Source organism: Massilia sp., from assembly GCF_032106685.1.
In the GTDB taxonomy this organism is placed as follows: domain Bacteria; phylum Pseudomonadota; class Gammaproteobacteria; order Burkholderiales; family Burkholderiaceae_D; genus Telluria.
Window position 1 is genome coordinate 52956 of the sequence record NZ_DAMCPG010000008.1, and the last position, 19849, is coordinate 72804.

General features: G+C 67.6%; 12 protein-coding genes. 2 read left to right on the top strand and 10 right to left on the bottom strand.

Going from position 1 to position 19849, the window contains the following annotated elements:
• Positions 1 to 196: 196 nt before the first annotated feature.
• The 8 genes from rluB to aroG form a co-directional block, all read right to left on the bottom strand.
• Positions 197 to 2131: a 23S rRNA pseudouridine(2605) synthase RluB gene (gene rluB / locus RT688_RS07150; RefSeq protein ID WP_313704219.1), complete on the bottom strand. Its 1935-nt coding sequence runs from the start codon at positions 2129 to 2131 to the stop codon at positions 197 to 199.
• The gene (gene scpB, locus RT688_RS07155) at positions 2118 to 2852 is read right to left on the bottom strand and encodes an SMC-Scp complex subunit ScpB (RefSeq protein WP_313704152.1); all 735 of its coding nucleotides are present in this window, start codon (positions 2850 to 2852) and stop codon (positions 2118 to 2120) included. The genes rluB and scpB overlap by 14 nt, the downstream gene beginning before the upstream one ends.
• Before the next feature lie 674 nt (positions 2853 to 3526).
• Positions 3527 to 4540, bottom strand: coding sequence for a glucokinase (locus tag RT688_RS07160; RefSeq protein WP_313704153.1), 1014 nt, complete (start codon positions 4538 to 4540; stop codon positions 3527 to 3529).
• Between the two features lie 341 nt (positions 4541 to 4881).
• Positions 4882 to 5820 carry a rhodanese-like domain-containing protein gene (locus RT688_RS07165; RefSeq protein WP_313704154.1) on the bottom strand — a complete coding sequence of 313 codons (939 nt, stop codon included), beginning with the start codon at positions 5818 to 5820 and terminating at the stop codon, positions 4882 to 4884.
• A 61-nt stretch (positions 5821 to 5881) separates the two neighbouring features.
• Positions 5882 to 7573 carry a dipeptide ABC transporter ATP-binding protein gene (locus tag RT688_RS07170; protein ID WP_313704155.1) on the bottom strand — a complete coding sequence of 564 codons (1692 nt, stop codon included), beginning with the start codon at positions 7571 to 7573 and terminating at the stop codon, positions 5882 to 5884.
• A gap of 7 nt (positions 7574 to 7580) precedes the next feature.
• Positions 7581 to 8585, bottom strand: a complete 1005-nt coding sequence (locus tag RT688_RS07175; RefSeq protein ID WP_313704156.1) for an ABC transporter permease — start codon at positions 8583 to 8585, stop codon at positions 7581 to 7583.
• Positions 8586 to 8592: 7 nt separating this feature from the next.
• Positions 8593 to 9531 (bottom strand): ABC transporter permease, encoded by a 939-nt coding sequence (locus RT688_RS07180; RefSeq protein ID WP_313704157.1) that lies wholly within the window; start codon positions 9529 to 9531, stop codon positions 8593 to 8595.
• A 263-nt stretch (positions 9532 to 9794) separates the two neighbouring features.
• A complete protein-coding gene (gene aroG / locus RT688_RS07185; RefSeq protein WP_313704158.1) occupies positions 9795 to 10856 on the bottom strand; it encodes a 3-deoxy-7-phosphoheptulonate synthase AroG in 1062 nt (353 codons plus the stop codon).
• Positions 10857 to 11353: 497 nt separating this feature from the next.
• Here aroG and RT688_RS07190 point away from each other — a divergent pair, with 497 nt between their 5' ends.
• Both RT688_RS07190 and RT688_RS07195 read left to right on the top strand, forming a co-directional pair.
• Positions 11354 to 14221: a TonB-dependent receptor gene (locus RT688_RS07190; RefSeq protein ID WP_313704160.1), complete on the top strand. Its 2868-nt coding sequence runs from the start codon at positions 11354 to 11356 to the stop codon at positions 14219 to 14221.
• A 307-nt stretch (positions 14222 to 14528) separates the two neighbouring features.
• Positions 14529 to 17231: a TonB-dependent receptor gene (locus tag RT688_RS07195; RefSeq protein ID WP_313704161.1), complete on the top strand. Its 2703-nt coding sequence runs from the start codon at positions 14529 to 14531 to the stop codon at positions 17229 to 17231.
• 227 nt (positions 17232 to 17458) lie between these two features.
• Here RT688_RS07195 and tldD read toward each other — a convergent pair whose 3' ends face one another.
• Positions 17459 to 18919 (bottom strand): metalloprotease TldD, encoded by a 1461-nt coding sequence (gene tldD, locus RT688_RS07200; RefSeq protein ID WP_313704162.1) that lies wholly within the window; start codon positions 18917 to 18919, stop codon positions 17459 to 17461.
• A 131-nt stretch (positions 18920 to 19050) separates the two neighbouring features.
• Positions 19051 to 19848, bottom strand: coding sequence for a carbon-nitrogen hydrolase family protein (locus tag RT688_RS07205; protein ID WP_313704163.1), 798 nt, complete (start codon positions 19846 to 19848; stop codon positions 19051 to 19053).
• Between the last annotated feature and the right edge of the window lies 1 nt (position 19849).

A 19849-nucleotide genomic window follows, 5' to 3' on the forward strand; every position in this document is an offset into this window, starting at 1 on the left:
TGCAAATTATAACCTGTTCCGGGGCACGCTGCAATCGCCATACCATTATATTGAGAGCGAAACAACGGATGCGCACGGCAAGCGTGCGCCGTAGGGTGGGCGGGCTTCCCGCCCACGCGTCCATGCGGCGAATGCGCGGCCGCGGACGTTCATCGTGCGCTTGAACGCGTGGGCGGAAAGCCGCCCACCCTACAGATTACCCGCGGCGCCCGCGGCGCGGCAGGCCATGCTCGGAACCGCGCGGACCCTGGCCGCCGCGGCGGCCGCCGCCGGTGCCGGCGAAGCCGAAGGTGGTCTGCAGCGGGTCCGGCTGGCGCGGGCGGCTGCTGCCGCCGCCGCCCGGGCGTCCCGAGCCGCCGAAACCGCCGGCGTTGCCCGCATTGCCATTCCGGCCACCCTTGCCGCGCACCGGGCCCGGCAGGCCGCCAGCCACGGGGGCAGCGCCGCGCGGGACGCCGGCACGCACCACCGGCGGGCCGAACGGGTCGACATTGCGGTTGGCGTCGGCGCGGTCGATGCGGTTGCCGTCGGCGCGGCGCGGATCGGGCTGAGCCTGGTTCTTGCCCTGGCCCTTGCCGCCGGCCGCGGCGGCGCCGCCCTTCTTCTCGATGCCGAAGGCGGCCATGAAGTTGCGCACGTCGTTTTCTTCCAGCTCTTCCCAGCGGCCACGCTTCAGGCCGGAAGGCAGGGTCATCGCGCCGTAGCGGGTACGGATCAGGCGCGAGACGGTGAGGCCAACGGCCTCGAACATGCGGCGCACCTCGCGGTTGCGGCCTTCGCCGATCACCACGCGGTACCACTTGTTGATGCCCTCGCCGCCGCCGTCGATGATCTTGGTGAAGGCGGCCTTGCCGTCGTCCAGCTCGACGCCGGCCAGCAGCTTCTGGCGCATGCCCTCTTCCAGCTCGCCCAGCGTACGCACCGCGTATTCGCGGTCGATGTTGTAGCGCGGGTGCATCAGGCGGTTCGCCAGGTCGCCGGAGGTGGTGAACAGCAGCAGGCCTTCGGTGTTGAAGTCGAGGCGGCCCACGGCCAGCCACTTGCCGGTCTTCATGGTCGGCAGGCGGTCGAACACCGACGGACGGCCTTCCGGGTCGTCGTGGCTGACGATCTCGCCGGCCGGCTTGTGGTACACCAGCACGCGCGGCGGCTTGTTGTTGTGCACCTTACGCTGGATCAGCTTGCCGTTGATGCGCACGGCATCGGTCGGCAGGATGCGCTGGCCGATGTGGGCCGGCTCGCCGTTCACCGACACGCGGCCGGCGATGATCAGTTCTTCCATGTCGCGGCGCGAACCGAGGCCGGCCTCGGCCAGCACCTTGTGCAGCTTCGGCGCGTCGTCGTCGGCGGTCAGGTCGCGGCGCACGGGCTTGGCTTTCTGCTGGCCCTGGCCGCCGTCGTTGGCGTCGAAGGCGTCCGAGGTGACGAAGGAGAACACGGCGTCGGCGTCGTTGCCGCGGCCGGGCTTCTGCTTGCCGCCCTTGCCCCGCTGGTCGTTCTTGCCTTGCTGGGCGCCCTTGCCCTGCTGGCCGCCCGCCTGCGCGTTCTGCTGGGCGTTCTTCTGCCCTTTCTGGTTTTTCTGGCGGCCCTTGCCCTGGCGCTGCTCGCGGCGGGTTTCAGGAGACGGCTGCTCGGCGGCGGTCTCGCCCGCCGCCGGCGCGGCTTCGGGCGCCGCCGCGGCTGCGACGGCCTGGCGCGCTTCGCGCTGGCCGCGCTGCTCGCGCATCTGGCGCGGACCGCGCGGCTTGCGCTGGCCCTGCTCCTGGCGTGGCGCCTCGCCCTGTGCGGGCGCGGCTTCGACGGCAGGCGCCGCCGCCGGGGCGGCCGCGGGCGCAGGTGCGGCCGCGGCTTCGGCGATCGGCTCGCCGGCGGCCGGCTTCGCCTTGGTGGCGCGCGGCTTGCGGGCGGCGGGCGCCTTCGGCGCGGCATCGGCTGCGACAGCCGCCTCGCCTTCGGCGGGGGCGGCGGCAACGGCCGCGGCCTTGCTGCGGCGCTTGGGCTTCTCGGCCGGCTGCGCGTCGCCCGCGGCGGGAGCTGCGGGTGCGGCGGCTTTGGTGCGGCGCTTCGGTTTGGCCGCGTCGTCCATGCCGCCCTGTGCGGCAATGGTCTCGGTGGTGTCAGTTGGATTCATCATTCGTTTCGTTGTTGTGCTGACCTGGTACCGCGCCGGCGGCCGGCTGAAGGTCATGAATCGGGACTTCAACGGGTGAAGTAACTTGTTCGTCGGCGGCCGCGTCAAGCTCCGCCTTGTCGAAATTCGCGTTCAGCGCCGCTTCCAGCGCTTCGAGACTGTGGCCGTCGGAAGCATCGGCGATGCGCTCCAGCGGCGGCAGCTGGCCCAGCGAAGCCAGGCCCAGGTCGTCCAGGAATTGTTTCGTCGTGCCCAGCAGGGCCGGCCGGCCGACCACCTCGCGGTGGCCCACCACATCGATCCAGCCCCGGTCTTCGAGCATCTTGATGGTCTGCGAGTTCACCGCGACGCCGCGGATTTCCTCGATGTCGCCGCGCGTGACCGGCTGGCGGTAGGCGATGATGGCCAGCGTTTCCAGCGTCGCGCGCGAATATTTCGGCGGCTTTTCCGGCGAGATGCGGTCCAGGTAGGGCTTCATCTCGGGCCGGCTCTGGAAGCGCCAGCCGGAAGCCAGGCTGACGATCTCGATGCCGCGGTCGCGCCAGTCGTGGCGCAGCTCTTCGAGCAGCAGCTTGATCGTGTCGGAACCGACGCCGATGCCGACCTGCCTGCCGTACGCGTCGACGTCGGCGAACAGCTTTTTCATGCCACCAAGCGTCATCGGCTCGCGCGCGCACAGCAAGGCGGTCTCGAGGACCTTCTTGGCCTCATCAGTCTTCATTCTCGATGTCGTCAGGCTCGAATATCAAGTACTTACCCATAAATAAATGTGTTTTTGGCTGCCATAACCGGCGCGCTGCCGCGTTGGCTCGCGCTTCCAGTGCTCGCACTGCGGCGCACTTGCCGCCTTGCACCGCATCCGGTTCTGTTTGCCAAAATTCACATTTATTTCTGGCCAAGTACTTAAGAAACTATCAAACAAATCCGCTCAGCGGATGCCAGCAAGCCGCCCGGCGGACGGGCTCGCGATCGATGCCCGGCGCAGTGCGCCTGGGCGGATGCGGCCGCGGCAATCGGCTCGCACATACCGCGGCTCGCAATGCCGCGGCGCGCATGCCGCGGCTTGAAAATACCGGCGGCGTGGCGAACGCGGGGCGGTTCGCAGCTTACTACTCGTCGAAACTGGAATTCGTGGCCCGCGCTTGGACGCGGCGGGCGCATTACGGTGACGGGGTATGGACATGGACCCGGACCCGGCCGGTTGGTGTTTAGCGAAACGGGGGCGCGTCGTGTGCGGAGCAGGCCCTGGGCGCAGCGGACGCACGCTCGGGACGTGCATCGCATCATGCCAACTGCGCATTTCTTCCAACAGCGCGTTTCTTCCAACTGCGGGTCATTGTAACCGATAAAACACGGGAACGGTCACTTGCGCAAGGATGCGCGTCTCGCGTAGCGTCAGGCCGACAGTTTTTCCGCCAGAATCGCCGATACGCCAAGAAACGCCGGATATTCCGCGGTGATCACATAGGTGGGCACCTGCGCCAGGTAGGCGGAGAACCGGCCCTTGCGCTCGAAGCGGCCGCGGAAGGGCGATGCGGCGAAGCGTTCGCCCAGGCGCGGCACGATGCCGCCGCCAATATAGACGCCGCCCTGGGCGCCCAGGGTGACGGCCAGGTTGCCGGCCACCGTGCCGAGCATGCCGCAGAAGACGTCCAGCACCTGGCTCGAGAGCGCGCATTCGCCCGCCAGGGCGCGGCGCGAGATCTCGGGCGCCCCCAGCGCTTCGACCGGTCGGCCGTGGTGGTGAGCCAGCGCGCGGTAGATCAGTTCGACGCCGGCGCCGGACAGGAAGCGCTCGAACGAGACGTGCTCGAATTCGCGCCAGGCGAATTGCAGGATCGCGACTTCGCGCTCGTCGACCGGGGCGAAGCTGACGTGGCCGCCTTCGCTGCGCAGCGCATCCCAGCCATCGCCGCACGGGATCAGGCCCGACACGCCCAGGCCGGTGCCCGCGCCCAGCAGGCCCAGCGGCGCCCCGGCGCGCGCCGCACCGCCGCCGACCTGCACCTTGTCGCCCTCGCCCAGGTGCGGCAGCGAGCGCGCCAGCGCATAGAAATCGTTCACCACCAGCAGGATGTCGAACCCGGCCTCCTGGCGCAGCGCCTCGATCGAGAACTGCCAGTGGTGGTTGGTCATGCGCACCTGGTCGCCGTCGACCGGATTGGCGATCGCGATCGCGGCATGCCTGACCCGGCCGAACGCCGACACCAACGGCAGCGCCAGGTAGGTACGGATGGCGTCGCCCAGCGTGGCGTGGTCGGCGCAGCCCAGCACCTGCACCGCCTCGAAGCGGCCCGGCGCGGTCTCGAGCGCGAAACGGGCATTGGTGCCGCCGACGTCGGCCAGCAGGCGAACGGTATCGAAGCGGCCGGCGGCGGAATCGGTAGTATCAGGCAGGGAAGCAGTCATTGCGAGGCAGAGTACGGGTGATATCCAAGCTTACTGGATTTCTTTGCGCCATTACAAGTAAATTTTGTAGTTTAGGTACAAAGCCACACAGGTACGTATGAGACTATCCAATCCGGATGCCGTAGTACAACTACGCGTAGGGTGGACGGCGACACTGCGGCGCTGGAATTACCGGGACCTGGACGCCGCCCACGCGTTCAACTATCGATTGAGCAGCCGAACGGCTCGCTTGAGAGAACAAGAGGAATAGAAAGATGCCGCCTCAACGCTGGCACTGTTTGAACGCGTGGGCGGCGCCAAGCGCAGCGTGTGCACTGGACCGCCCGGTGCAGCCACCCACCCTACGCAGTTTGCGGCTCTGCCGGCGGCAGGTGATGGGCATGCCACGCGTCGAGTCCGCCCTTCAGCGGCCGGGCGCGGTGGAAGCCGTTGGCGAGGAATTCCCGGGCCACCTGGGTGGCGGTGACGTCGTCCGGGCAGCTGCAGTAGACGACGATGTGGCGGTCGCGGTCGAGGCCGGCCATCAGCTGGCCCGGCTCGCAATCCTTGTACAGCAGCGCGCCGGGTATCGCGCCCTCCAGCGCTGCCGCGGTGACGCTCCTCGCATCGACGATCAGGGGATCGTGGCCGCCTTCGATCAGCGCCTTCAGTTCAGGCACGCCGATGCGCGGCAAGGCCAGGCCGGCGCGGTGGCGGCGCCGCTCGACATATTTATAGGCGACGAACAGCGCCAGCAGCGCGCCCAGCACGCTCAAGGCGGTGCTGCCCATGGTTTCCAGCGTGGCCAGCACGCGGTCGACGCTGTCGTGGAAGACCATGCCGACGGCGATGCCGGTGCCGCCCCAGAGCAGCGCGCCGGTGGAGGCGAAGCCGAGGAACTGGGAAGTGCCGGTGCCGAGCGCGCCGGACATCGGCGCGGCGATGGCGTTGAAACCGGGGATGAACTTCGATACCAGCAGCGACTTCGGCCCATAGCGGCGGAAGCGGTCCTCGGTCTGGTTGACGCAGGAGTCCGGCGACAGCGAGATGCGGCACAGGAGGCGCAGCACGCGGCTGCCGTAGTAGCGGCCGGCGCGGAACCAGAAATAATCGCAGACCAGGCAGGCCAGCAGCACGGCCAGCAGACAGAGCTGCCAGCTGGCGCCGCCGTCGACCGCCATCGCGCCCGCCACCACCAGCACCGGGAAGGCGGGAATCGGCAACCCGAACTGCTCCAGCAGCACCGTGCCGAAGACGAGCAGGACGCCATAATTCTGGATCAGGAGCGAGAGCTGGGACATCCCGACATGGTAGCGGAAATCGCCCTTCCCGGCTGGCGGCTGCCGGGTTTACGCAACAGTGTCACACGCCGCGCGGAATCGCCGACAGCAAGGTCTTCGTATACTCGTGCTGGGGGTTGCGGTAGAGCGCATCGGAGTCGCCCATCTCGACCACGCTGCCGTGGTGCATCACCATCACCTGGTCGGCAATGTAGCGCACCACCGCCAGGTCGTGCGAGATGAAGATGTAGCTCATCCGGTACTCGTCCTGCAGGTCCTGCAGCAGGTTCAGGACCTGGGCTTGCACCGAGACGTCGAGCGCCGAGACCGATTCGTCGCAGACCAGGATTTCCGGCTTCATCGTCAGGCAGCGCGCAATCGCGATACGCTGGCGCTGGCCGCCGGAGAATTCGTGCGGATAGCGGTGATAGGCCGCGGCCGGCAGCCCGACCCGTCCCAGCAAGGCCTGCGCCATCTGGCTGCGCTCGTGGTCGGTGGCGCCGATGCCGTGGATGCGCATCGGTTCGAGCAGGATCTGGCCGACCGTGAAGCGCGGATTGAGCGAGGCGTAGGGGTTCTGGAAAATGATCTGGATGCGGCGCTTGTAGGGCTGGTACTCGCGGTCCGACATCGCGATCAGGTCCCTGCCCTCGAACAGGGCGCTGCCGCCGCTGGCGCGGTGCAGCCGCAGCAGGGTCAGGCCGACCGTGGTCTTGCCCGAGCCCGACTCCCCGACCACGCCCAGGGTCTTGCCGCGCGGGAGAGTGAACGAGACATCCTTCACGGCGCGGAACTCGCGCTTGCCGAACAATCCCTCGCGCAGCCAGAAGCTTTTCCGCAAATTTTTCACGACGAGCACGTTCTCATCAATCGGCGCATAGCCGCGCGCGCGCTGCGGCAACGCGATTGGCGGCGCGCCCTCCCCGTGCATGAAGTCGTCGATCACCGGCAGGCGGACCGGGCGCTCGTCGAGCTTCGGACGGCAATGCAGCAGCGCGCGCGTGTACAGGTCGCGTGGCGCGCCGAACACCTGGGCCGCCGCGCCCTCCTCGCGCACCACGCCGTGGCGCATCACGATCACGCGGTCGGCGATCTCCCCGACCAGGCCGAGGTCGTGGGTGATGAACAGCACCGCCATCCGGTGTTTTTTCTGCAGCCGCCCGATCAGCTCCATGATCTGCTTCTGGATCGTCACGTCGAGCGCGGTGGTCGGCTCGTCGGCGATCAGGAGCTTCGGCTCGCAGGCGATCGCCATCGCGATCATCACCCGCTGCTGCTGGCCGCCCGACATCTGGCTCGGATAGGCGTCGATCTTCGCCGCCGGGTCGGGAATGCCGACCTCCTCCAGCAGTTCGAGCGTGCGGGCGCGGGCCTGCTTCTTGTTCATGCCCATGTGCAGGCGCAGGACTTCGCCGATCTGGAAGCCGACCGTGAACACCGGATTGAGCGAGGACATCGGCTCCTGGAAGATCATCGCGATGTCCTTGCCGCACAGGCGGCGGCGCTCGGCCAGCGGCAACTGCAACAGTTCGCGGCCGGCGAAGCGCACGCTGGCGCCCGCGTGCACGATGGTGGTGTCCGGCGGCAGCAGCCCCATCACCGCAAGCGAGCTGACCGACTTGCCGCTGCCCGATTCGCCCACCAGCGCCACCGTGGCGTCGCGCGGCACGTCGAAGGAGATGCCCTTGATCGCCTCGACCGTGTTCTTCTTGTCGACACGGAAGGAAATGCGCAGGTCGCGCACCTGCAGCAGCATGTTGTCGTCGTTCTTCATCCGGGCCTCATTTCAACTTCGGATCGAGCGCATCGCGCAGCGCATCGGTGAACAGCGAAAATGCCGTCACCAGGATCGCCATCGCCCCGGCGGCGGCGGCCAGCTGCCACCATTTGCCGAGGATGAGTTCGTTCTGCGCCTCGTTCAGCATGCTGCCCCAGGACACGGTGCCCACCGGCACCCCGAAGCCGAGGAAGGAAAGAATGACCTCGGCCTTGATGAAGCCCACCACCAGGATCGAGACCTGCACCAGCGCCACGTGCGAGACGTTGGGGAAGATGTGCGAAAACATCTTGCGCCAGTTCGACGCGCCGATGGCGTCGGCCGCCATCACGTATTCGCGCGCCTTGTGCTTGATGTACTCGGCGCGGATCAGGCGATACGGCCCGGTCCAGCCGGTCAGGCCCAGGATCAGCACGATGGTCGTCACGCCCTTCTGCTGCAGCACGGCGGCCACGGCCAGGATCATCAGGATCGAGGGGATCGAGGTGAACACGCTGTAGAACCAGTTGAACAGGTCGTCAATGATGCCGCCGTAGAAACCGGAAACCGCGCCGAACAGGGTGCCGAGCGCCACCGCGACGAAGGCCGCGACCAGCCCGACCACGATCGAGGTCTCGCCGCCCTTGATGGTCTTCTTGAGGACATCGTGGCCCCACTTGTCGGCCCCGAACGGGAGCGTGAGCGCCTTCTCGACCGGCGGGTGATTGCGCGCCACGTCGCGCTTGAGCGCTTCGAGTTCGTCGGCCAGCGGATCGAAGGCGTTCGGCGGCGCCGGGCGCTGCGGCCGCGCCAGCGCCGCGGTGGCGGCGTCCGCGCCGACGAAGGTCGGCGGCGCGTAATTCACAGCCACCTCCTCTTCCCAGTCGGCGGCAAGCAGGCCGGTGGCGGACAGCGCCAGCATCAGGAGGAACAGGCCGACCACGGCAAGCGCCGCCATGGCGACCCGGTCGGCGCGCAGGCGGCGCCAGGCAAGCGCCCACAGGCCGGGGGAAACCGCGTCGTTCGTCATAGTCTTTTCACTTCAGTTGCACGCGCGGGTCGACCGCCTGGTACAGCAGGTCGGCCAGCAGGTTGAACACCATGGTCGCGGCGGCGACATACACGGTGATGGCCTTGATGACCGGGAAATCGCTGCGCTCCACCGCCAGGATCACTTCGCGCCCGATGCCGGGGATGCCGAAGAAGCGCTCGAGGAGAAATGCGCCGATCAGGAGGGCCGGCAGGTTCGCCATCACATGGGTGATGATCGGGATCGCGGCATTCCTCAGCACGTGGACCCAGACGATGCGGCGCTCCTTCAGCCCTTTCGCGCGCGCGGTGCGCACGTAGTCCTGGTTCGCCTCGTCGAGCACGAAGCTGCGGTACAGGCGCAGGGTCGGCGCGATCGACACCGCCAGCCCGATGATGATGGGCAGCAGCGCGTAATGCAGCAGGTTCTCGCCCAGGCTCGCGCCCCAGCCCTGCACCGGAAACAGGCCCAGCTTGTAGGCGAAGAAGTACTGGAACACCGAGATGTACACCAGGATCGAGATCGACATGCCGACCGTGCAGGCCACCATCACGGCGCGGTCCGTCAGCGAGCCGCGCACGAAAGCGATGGCCAGGGCCAGCGCGATGCCGAAGAAGGTCTCGAGCACGGTCAAGGGCACCAGTACGGTGAGCGAGGGCCCGAGGCGGCTTGCGATGATGTGGGAGACCGGTTCGCCCGTGCTCCAGGCGTTGCCGAAGTCGAAGGTGAGGATCTGCTTCAGGAAGATGCCGAGCTGGACCCAGACCGGCTGGTCGATCCCGAGCTGGGCGCGGATGTTGGCGATCGCCGCCTCGTCGGCCATCTTGCCGGCGAGGAGATAGGCCGGATCGCCGCCGACCCAGTTGAACAGCACGAACACGAGCACGATCACGCCCGCCATCGTCGGCAGCATCTGCCACAGCCGCCGGAGTATGTAAGCTGCCATCGAGACTTCCTGTGCCCAGCCGTATGAAAACGCTAACGATAGCGCAAATCGGCGCCGGCAGGCCATGAACTTATTTGGGCCGGCGATAACCCGTAGGGTGGGCGGCTATACCCCACGGTTTGCATTCACGCGGCATGTGCGCCGCCCACGCGTTCGACGGACGAAACCCTGCGACTGCACGCCCTGCGCCTGAACGCGTGGGCGGCGCCGAGGTCGCGTCGGCGCACGGTGCAGGGCACAGCCGCCCACCCTACGAGAAGTGATTACGCGTCCTCGCGCAGCCGGCGCTGGCGCACCGCCTGCGCCAGCCCCTCGAGCACCTGCACGCTGGTGTCCCAGTCGATGCAGCCGTCGGTCACCGATTGCCCGTAGCTCAGCTCCTTGCCCGGCACCAGGTCCTGGCGCCCGCCCACCAGGTGCGATTCGATCATCACGCCGACGATGCGCTCGTCGCCGGCCGCGATCTGCGCCGCGATGTCGGCGCACACCGGCACCTGGTTCTCGGGCTTCTTCGAGCTGTTCGCGTGCGAGGCGTCGATCATCAGGCGCGCGGCCAGGCCCAGCGCGCCGATCTGGCGGCAGGCTTCCTCGACGCTGGCGGCGTCGTAGTTCGGCGTCTTGCCGCCGCGCAGGATGATGTGGCAATCCTCGTTGCCCGCGGTCGAGACGATCGCCGAGTGTCCGCCCTTGGTCACCGACAGGAAGTGGTGCGGCGTCGAGGCCGCGCGGATCGCCTCCACCGCGATCTTGATGTTGCCGTCGGTACCGTTTTTGAAACCGACCGGGCAGGACAGGCCGGAAGCGAGCTCGCGGTGCACCTGCGATTCGGTGGTCCGCGCCCCGATCGCGCCCCAGCTGATCAGGTCGGCGATGTACTGCGGGCTGATCACGTCGAGGAACTCGGTGCCGGCCGGCAGGCCCATCTCGTTGACGTCGCGCAGCAGCTCGCGCGCCATGCGCAGGCCGTCGTTGATGCGGAAGCTGTTGTCCATGTAAGGGTCGTTGATCATGCCCTTCCAGCCCACGGTGGTGCGCGGCTTCTCGAAATAGACGCGCATCACGATCTCGAGGTCGCTTGAAAAACGGCGGCGCTGTTCGACCAGGCGGCGCGCGTACTCGAGCGCGGCCTTCGGGTCGTGGATCGAGCATGGCCCGATCACCACCATCAGGCGGTCATCCTGGCCGTGCAGGATGCGGTGCAGCGCCACCCGCGCCCCGGCGGCGGTCTGCTCCGCCGCCGGCGTCACCGGAAACTCGCGGATCAGGTGCGAGGGCGGCGTCAGTTCCTTCATTTCGCGGATGCGTAGGTCGTCGGTGCGAGGCATGCTGTACTCCGTTGTCTGGTCTGGAAATAAAAAAACCGCCATCGCTGGCGGTTTCTGGTTCGTTCGGTCCGGTCTGCTGTGCGTGACCCGCCGCTACTCCACCGCCTGAAGGCTGGAATGGCCAAAATAAAACCAGCGGGTAAAGAAAGCTGCAGAAACAGCGACAGGAGCGTTGCGCATGGACGGGATCCGAAAATGGTCCAAACGACTATAACGCCAACTCGTGAACGTTGGCAAGCCTTTTGTCCGTAGCGTGAAGACGGGTTGCTTGGCAAGTGGTTGCGACAAGCTGACAGCGGCGCTCGCGTACGGATGACGTTTGAGAGATATCAGACATGTCATTGTCAACGATGCAAAAGTCAGGACAAGCCCTGGTCCGGCTGGGTTTGTCTCTGGGTTTGTCTTGATGGCGGATTGAACGCCGTTCATCGATTTCCTGAAGCGAGACAAGCGGACTCGACGGACCGGGATTCCCACACGAACATTGGAGTCCCGACATGACAGAAACCCTGATATCCCGATCGGTGCGCCGCCTGTTCGCCGGCGGCGGCGCGGTCGGCCTGGTCCTGCTCGCGCTGCCCGCCGCGCAGGCGCAGGAAGCGGCGCAGCGCCCCATCGCCCGTGTCGAAGTCACCGGCAGTAACATCCGCCGCGCCGAAGCCGAAACGGCCTCGTCGGTGATCACCGTGAACCGGGCCGACATCGAACGTTCCGGCAAGACCACCGTTTCCGAACTGCTGCAGACGCTCGCGGTGGACAACCAGGGCTCGGTGCCGACCAACTTCGGCAACGGCTTCGCCGCCGGCGCCGCCGGCATCTCGCTGCGCGGCCTGGGCACGGCCTCGACCCTGGTGCTGCTCAACGGCCGGCGCATGGCGCCCTACGGGCTGGCGGACGACGGCCAGAAGGTGTTCACCGACCTGAACGTGATCCCGACCGATGCGGTCGACCGCATCGAGATCCTGAAGGACGGCGCCTCGGCCATCTATGGCTCCGACGCGATCGCCGGCGTGGTCAACATCATCCTGCGCCGCAGCTTCACCGGCACCACCTTGCGCGGCCTGCTCGGCATCACCGAGAAATGGGACGGAGAGAAACAGAACTTCGCCGTCACCCACGGCGTCGGCGACCCCGACAAGGATGGCTACAACATGCTGCTGAACTTCGAGTTCAAGCGCATCAACGACCTGCCGCTGCGCGAGCGAGCCAGCCGCAAGCACATCGGCCGCATCGACCTGCGCCCCTGGGGCTATTCGGCCCAGGAAGCGCTGGGCGGCACCGGCGCCATCACCGGCCCCAACGCGGCCGGCAGCGCGATCAACGGCAACGTGCGCAATCCGGACACGAACAACTACTACAACCGCGGCAACCTCGACGCGGCCACCACCGGCTTCACCCGGCTGTTCCCCGGTGCGGCATGCTCGAACTTCACCAGGCACCCGCAGGGCGACCCGCTCGGCGGCTGCCTGATCGACGCACCCCTGGTGTACAACCAGATCCAGCCGCAACAGGAGAACTACAGCATCTTCGGGCGCGGCACCTACCGAGTCACCCCGGAGATCGAAGCCTACGGCGAACTCAACCTGTACAGCAGCAAGACCAAATCCTCGAGCACGCCCTCGACCGTGAGCGCCAGCGTCGGCTATCCGGGCGGGCCGGTCAGCAATGCCGGCGTGCAGCTCGGCGCCGCCCACCCGGACAACCCGTATTTCGGCACCGCGGCGCGCCTGCGCTACCTGGCCGGCGACGTCGGCCCGCGCGAGTCGACCATCGACGGCTTCTTCACGCGCCTGCTGGCCGGCGCCAAGGGCTCGGCCTTCGACTGGGACTACGACGGCTCGCTGCTGTTCTCGCGCAGCACCGTGAAGAACGACCGCGCCGGCTTCCTGCAGCGCGACGTCGCCTTCGCCCTGCTCGACCCCGACGACGCCGTCAACGTCGCTTCGGCGCTGGCCACCAGCCCGGCCTACGCGGCCCTGCCCCCGGGCACGTTCTGGCGCATCGCCGAGAGCGCCGGCCTGAACGACCCGGCCGTCTACGCGGCGCTTTCGCCGAAGATCAACAACCACGCCGTGACCAAGATCATCCAGGGCGACTTCAAGGCCACGCGCGAATTCGGCGCACTGGCCGGCGGGCCGATCGGGTTCGCGACCGGGCTCGAATGGCGGCGCGAGGAAACCGAGCTGGAGCCGACCACCGGCACCGAGCGCGGCAACGTCATCGGCCTGGGCTACTCGGCCTACCGCGGCGCGCGCAACGTGTTCGGGATCTACGCCGAGGCGCTGGCGCCGGTGCTGCCCGAGCTCGAGCTGACCGCCGCATTGCGTTACGACGACTATACCGACGTGGGCGACAACTGGGCGCCGAAAGCCGGGATCAAATGGACGCCCTCGAAGCAGTTCGCCCTGCGCGGCACCTTCGCGCGCGGCTTCCGGGCCCCGAGCGCGGCCGAGAACGGCGTCGGCGGGCTGGCCGCCTTCTCCACCGCCGCCGACCCGCTGCGCTGCGGCCTGGGCGTCGATGCCGCCTGCAGCCCGGCGGCGATCGCCGTGATCACCTCGCCCAACCCCGACCTCCAGCCCGAGCGCTCGAAAAGCTACAACATCGGCCTGATCTGGGACCCGGTGCCGCGCGCCAGCGTCTCGATCGACTTCTGGAAGATCAAGCGCAAGAACGAGATCAACCAGGAGCTGACCGACGTCGCGATCGCAACCGGAAGCGTCGCACGCGATCCGTCCACCGCCGAGCCCGGCATTCCCGGCGACCCGGGCGCGATCACCGCGGTGCTGGCCAGCTACGTCAACTCGGCCCAGACCGACGTGCGCGGCATCGACCTCGACGCCCGATACACCTTGCGCCTGCCCAGCGGCTGGGGCAACCTGCTCTTCGACGGCAAGCTGACCTACATCGACGAATGGGTGCGCCGGGAGCAGGACGGCAGCGAGCGCGACTTCGCAGGCACCCACGGCAACTGCGACGTCACAAACTGCGTCGGCACCCCGGACTACCGGGCCAACCTGCGCGCGGGCTGGGACCGCGGCGACTGGCGCGTGTCGCTCAACGCCAACTACCGCGGACCGATCGACAACGTCCTGTTCAAAGACGATCCGGACGGCTGCGCCAGCCAGTACGCCGACGGCCGCCCGGCGCCGCGCGACTGCAAGCTGGCCTCGTTCACCACCTTCGACCTGGTGGTGCGCTGGAAGCCGCAGCCGGCCTGGGAAGTGTTCGGCACGATCGAGAACCTGTTCGACAAGATCGCCCCGCTCGACCCGCTGACCTACGGCGCCCAGGCCTATAACCCGCTCGACTACACGGGCGCAGTGGGACGCACCCTGTCGCTGGGCGCGCGCTACACGTTCTGAGCAGGCCGAACCTGGCGCCGCAGGAACGGGGACCACGACGTCCGGCCACGGCGTCCCGGCGCCCGCGGTGGGCGGCAGCACCGCGTGTGCCGCCCATCGTGGGCGCCGCAGGCCCGTGCATGGCAACGAGCTGTGGCGAGCAGACCACGCGCTACAGCTCGTTTGATTGAAATCACCCCTAGCCGGCAGACCGATGCAAGACTTGATCCCAGCAATTCCCGAACATTTGTTCATTCAAACAAACAATTGTTTTCCAGATAAGCAAGCGGTACAGCGGGGAACAAACCACCCATCCGGGAGCCGAACCATGCACGAAACGATCCTGACCCGCTCGCTGCGCCAACTGTTCGGCGCCGCCGGCCTGAGTTTATTCGCCAGCTTGAGCGCCACCGCGCAGGAGGCCCAGCGCCCCCTCGCATCCTCCGCACAGGAAACGCAGGCGGCGCAGCAAGCACCCGCGCCGCCGATCCAGCGCGTGGAAGTCACCGGTTCCTCGATCAGGCGGATCGCGACCGAAACCTCGCTGCCGATCACCACGATCCGCGCCGCCGATTTCGCCAAGCAGGGCCTGACCACGGTGCAGGAAGTGCTCAACACGATCCCGATGAACCAGACCTCGACGGTCGGCTCCTCGGCGGTCGGCTCGGGCACCGGCGGGCGCGCCGTGGCCGATTTGCGCGGCCTGGGGGGCGACAAGACCCTGGTGCTGCTCAACGGCCGGCGCCTGGCGAACCATCCGTATTTCGCCGACACGGTCGACCTGAACATCATCCCGGTGGCCGCGCTCGAACGGGTCGAGGTGCTGCGCGACGGCGCCTCCGCCGTCTACGGCAGCGACGCCATCGGCGGCGTGATCAACTTCATCACGAAGCGCTCGGTCCAGGGCGGCGAGCTGACCGTCGAAGGCTACGAGCCCTGGCGCAGGGGGAGCGGCAGCGAGCAGCGCATCAACCTGCTGGGCGGCTGGGGCGACCTCGCACGCGACGGGATCAGCATGTTCGGCGTGCTCGACTACCACCAGCAAAGCGCCCTGCGCGCCATCGACCGCGAGTTCTCGCGCACCGGCGTGCAGCCCGGGCGCGGCATGAACGAAGTGAGCCGCACCACCTTCCCGGCCAACTTCTTCTCCGACCTCGGGATCGCCGGCAATCCCTATTACGCGACCGGCTGCCGGCCGCCCGACACGGCGCCCGCGGTCGACGATCCGGTCTGCGAGTTCGACTATACCCAGTATGTCGACAACATCCCGAAGACGCGCCAGTACAGCGCGATGGGCAAGATCAATCGCCAGTTCACCCCCGACCACCTGGGCAGCCTGGAAGTCGTCTGGGGCCGCAGCACCAACGAATCGCGGGTGGCGCCGCCGCCGATGTCGAACATCGGCATCGTCATGACCGCCGCCAGCCCGTATTACCCCGGTAACGGCACGGTCCCCGCCTTCCCCGGCCTCACCGGAGCAAACCTCGACATCAGCTGGCGTCCGGCCGAGAGCGGCGGGCGCGACAACTACGACAGCAGCACCACCGTGCGCGTGCTGGCCAGCCTCGAGGGCACCATCGCGGGCTGGGACTACAATGCGGCGATCTCGCATGCGCAAGGGCGCGCGCGCAGCACCTTCCGCGGCGGCTACCTGGTCGACCAGCGCATCATCGACGGCGTGGGCGCCGGCATCCTGAACCCCTTCGGTCCGCAAAGCCCGGCCGGCGCCGACTTCCTGGCCAACTCGCTGCTGCTGGGCGAATACGTCCATGCCCGCATCCTCAGCTCCGCCATCGACGCGCGCGCCAGCCGCGAGCTGATGACCCTGCCCGGCGGCCCGCTCGGCTTCGCGATCGGCGCCGAGTTCCGGCACGACAATGCCAAGTATTTCGTCAACCGCGACCTGGCCGGCCAGGCCTCCAGCTCGGGCTATGCCGACGCCCAGGACGCCAGGGGATCGCGCAGCATCTCCGCCCTGTTCGCCGAGCTGAACGTCCCCGTGATCAAGAACCTCGAACTGAACCTCGCCAGCCGCTACGACCACTACACCGACGTCGGCAACAGCTTCACCCCGAAGGTCTCGCTGCGTTACGAGCCGAGCCGCGAGCTGCTGCTGCGCGCTTCCTACAACCGGGGCTTCCGCGCGCCGACCCTGTACGACCTGTACGGGCCGCAGTCGACCACCAACACCTCCGACACCCACGACGATCCGCTGCTGTGCCCGGGCGGCGTGCCGGTGCCGGGCGCGAACCCGAACATCGTCTGCGGCCAGCAGCAGAACATCCGCCAGGGCGGCAATCCCGACCTCAGCCCGGAACGCTCGCGCACCTGGAGCGCCGGCATCGTGTTCGAGCCCCTGCCCCGCCTGACGGTGTCGGCCGACTACTGGGACATCCGCCTGAAGGACCAGATCAACGCGCTGGCCGAGCAGACCATCTTCGGCAACTTCCCGAAATACCAGAACCTGTTCGTCTACGACCCGAGCGGCACGCGCCTGGACTACGTGCTCGACATCACCAGCAACCTGGGCCAGGTGAAGACGCGCGGCGTCGACCTGGCGCTGCTCTACCGGCTGCCGCGCAGCCCGATCGGCAACTTCAGCATCAGCCTCGACGGCACCTACGTCAACAAATACGATTACCAGAACGAACGCGGCGGCCCCTACACCGCGAATGCCGGACGCTATGCCGACGCCACGCCGGTGTTCCGCTGGCGCCACAACCTCCTGATGACCCTGGTACGCGGCGACTACACCTTCAACCTGTCGAATCGCTATTCGTCGCACTACGAGGACCAGAACACCTCGGTGGCGCCGGAGTTCTTCAACAACGTCGGCCATTACTCGACCTGGTCGATCTCGGCCACCTATACCGGCGACAAGCACTTCGAGCTGACGGCCGGGATCAAGAACCTGTTCGACGAGGAGCCGCCGTTCACCAACCAGGTCACCAACTTCCAGCTGGGCTACGATCCACGCTACACCGATCCGCTGGGGATCACGCCCTACATGCGGCTGACGTACAGGTTCTGAGCGTAGGGTGGGCGGATTCCCTGCCCACGCGGTGATAGTTAGCGGCAAATTCGTCCAGCGCGATATCGGAGCCGATAACGATCGACGCGTGGGCGGCGAAGCCGCCCACCCTACGGGTGCCCAGACCGTAGGTGCGGTCACCGCGTAGACAGGATAGATCGGCGTCCGACAATAAAAAATGCCCGGCACGAGCCGGGCATTTCTTCGTCAAGCGAGGAGCAGGACGATCAGCCCGTCCCGCCCACCGTCACGCCGTCGATGCGCAGCGTCGGCTGGCCGACGCCCACCGGCACGCTCTGGCCTTCCTTGCCGCAGACGCCCACGCCCGAGTCCAGGCTCATGTCGTTGCCGATCATCGAGATGCGGTTCATCACGTCCGGGCCGTTGCCGATCAGGGTCGCGCCCTTCACCGGGTAGGTGATCTTGCCGTCCTCGATCATGTAGGCTTCGCTGGCCGAGAACACGAACTTGCCGTTGGTGATGTCGACCTGGCCGCCGCCGAAGTTGGCCGCGTACAGGCCGTTCTTGACCGACGCCAGGATCTCGGCCGGATCCTTGTCGCCGGCCAGCATGTAGGTGTTGGTCATGCGCGGCATCGGCAGGTGGGCGAAGGACTCGCGGCGCGCGTTGCCGGTGACCGGCATCTTCATCAGGCGCGCGTTCATGGTGTCCTGGATGTAGCCCTTCAGGATGCCGTCCTCGATCAGCGTGGTGCACTGGGTCGGGTTGCCCTCGTCGTCCATGTTGAGCGAGCCGCGGCGGTCCTTCAGGGTGCCGTCGTCGACCACGGTCACGCCCTTGGCGGCGACGCGTTCGCCGATGCGGCCGGCGTAGGCCGAGGAGCCCTTGCGGTTGAAGTCGCCTTCCAGGCCATGGCCGACCGCCTCGTGCAGCAGGACGCCGGGCCAGCCCGGGCCCAGCACGATGGTCATCGGGCCGGCCGGCGCCGGACGCGCCTCCAGGTTGACCAGCGCCGCCTTGACCGCGTCGTCGGCGTAGCGCTCGAGGATGGCGTCGTCGAAATAGCCGTAGTCGAAGCGGCCGCCGCCGCCCGAGGAACCGATCTCGCGCCGGCCGTTCTGCTCGGCGATGACGGTGACCGACACGCGCACCAGCGGACGGATGTCGGCCGCCAGCACGCCATCGCTGCGCACCACCAGCACCACGTCGTATTCGCCGGCCAGGCCCGCCATCACCTGCACCACGCGCGGGTCCTTGGCGCGCGCCATCTTCTCGACGCGCTCGAGCAGGCGCACCTTGGCGGTGGCGTCGAGCGAGGCCAGCGGGTCGTTCGGCAGGTAGAGCGAGCGGCCGCCGGTCGGCTGGGCGCTGGTCGCCACCTTCACGCGGCCGGCCCCGGCGCGCGCGATGGTGCGCGTGGCCGCCGCCGCATCCAGCAGCGCGCTTTCGGAAATCTCGTCGGAATAAGCGAAGGCCGTCTTCTCGCCGGAAATGGCGCGCACGCCCACGCCCTGGTCGATCGAGAAGCTGCCGGTCTTGACGATGCCCTCTTCCAGGCTCCAGCCTTCGCTCTTGGTGAACTGGAAATACAGGTCGGCATAGTCGACCTTGTGGGTGAACATCGTTCCCAGTGTGCGCAGCAGCTTGCCTTCGTCCAGGCCGAAAGGCGTCAGCAGCACGTCGCGCGCGACGGCCAGGGAGGAAAGGTTCGGTTCGAATGGAGTCATTTTGCGTCTGTTTCTCGTATGGATTGGGGCATTGTGCCATATCCGCCCACATCGCATCGGCACCTAAACCACAGGGCACTACCCACGGCGGAAAGCGGCGCCGGCGGCGGTCGTACTGCCAGGAAAGCCTGTTACAGCTTGCGGTGGCGCAATGCCGGCAGGCTCTCGCGCACCCCGGCCAGGAAAGCCGGGTCGAGTTCGCCCGTGACCACGCCTTCTCCTTCGCGCAGCACCGCCTTGACCTCGCCCCAGGGGTCGACCAGCATGCTGTGGCCGAAGGTGCGGCGCCCGTTCTGGTGGGTGCCGCCCTGGGCCGAGGCCAGCACGTAGCACTGGTTCTCGATGGCGCGGGCGCGCAGCAGCACTTCCCAGTGCGCGCTGCCGGTGGTGTGGGTGAAGGCGGCCGGCACCACGATCAGCGCGCACTCGCCCATCGCCCGGTACAGCTCGGGGAAACGCAGGTCGTAGCAGACCGACAGGCCGACGCGCCCGAACGGCGCCTCGAAGCTGCCCACCGCCTGTCCCGGCACGATGGTGCGCGCCTCGTCGTAGGATTCGCTGCCCTTGGTAAAACCGAACAGGTGGATCTTGTCGTAGCGGCTCACGTTGCGCCCTTGCGGGTCGTACACCAGCGTGGTGTTCAGGACCTTGCCGGCGTCCGGCGACACGAGCGGCAGCGTGCCGCCGACCAGCCAGATGCCGTGCTCGCGCGCCAGCGCGGCCATGGCGTCCTGGATAGTCCCGCTGCCGGGCTGCTCGGCGTGCGCCACTTTATCGGCGTCGCTCATGCCCATGATCGGCCAGTACTCGGGCAGGGTCACGAGGGTGGCGCCGGCGGCGGCGGCTTCGCCGACCAGGCGGCGGGCGGTGGCAATGTTGTGCGCCACGTCGGGCGTGGACACCATCTGGACTGCGGCGACGCTGGTCATG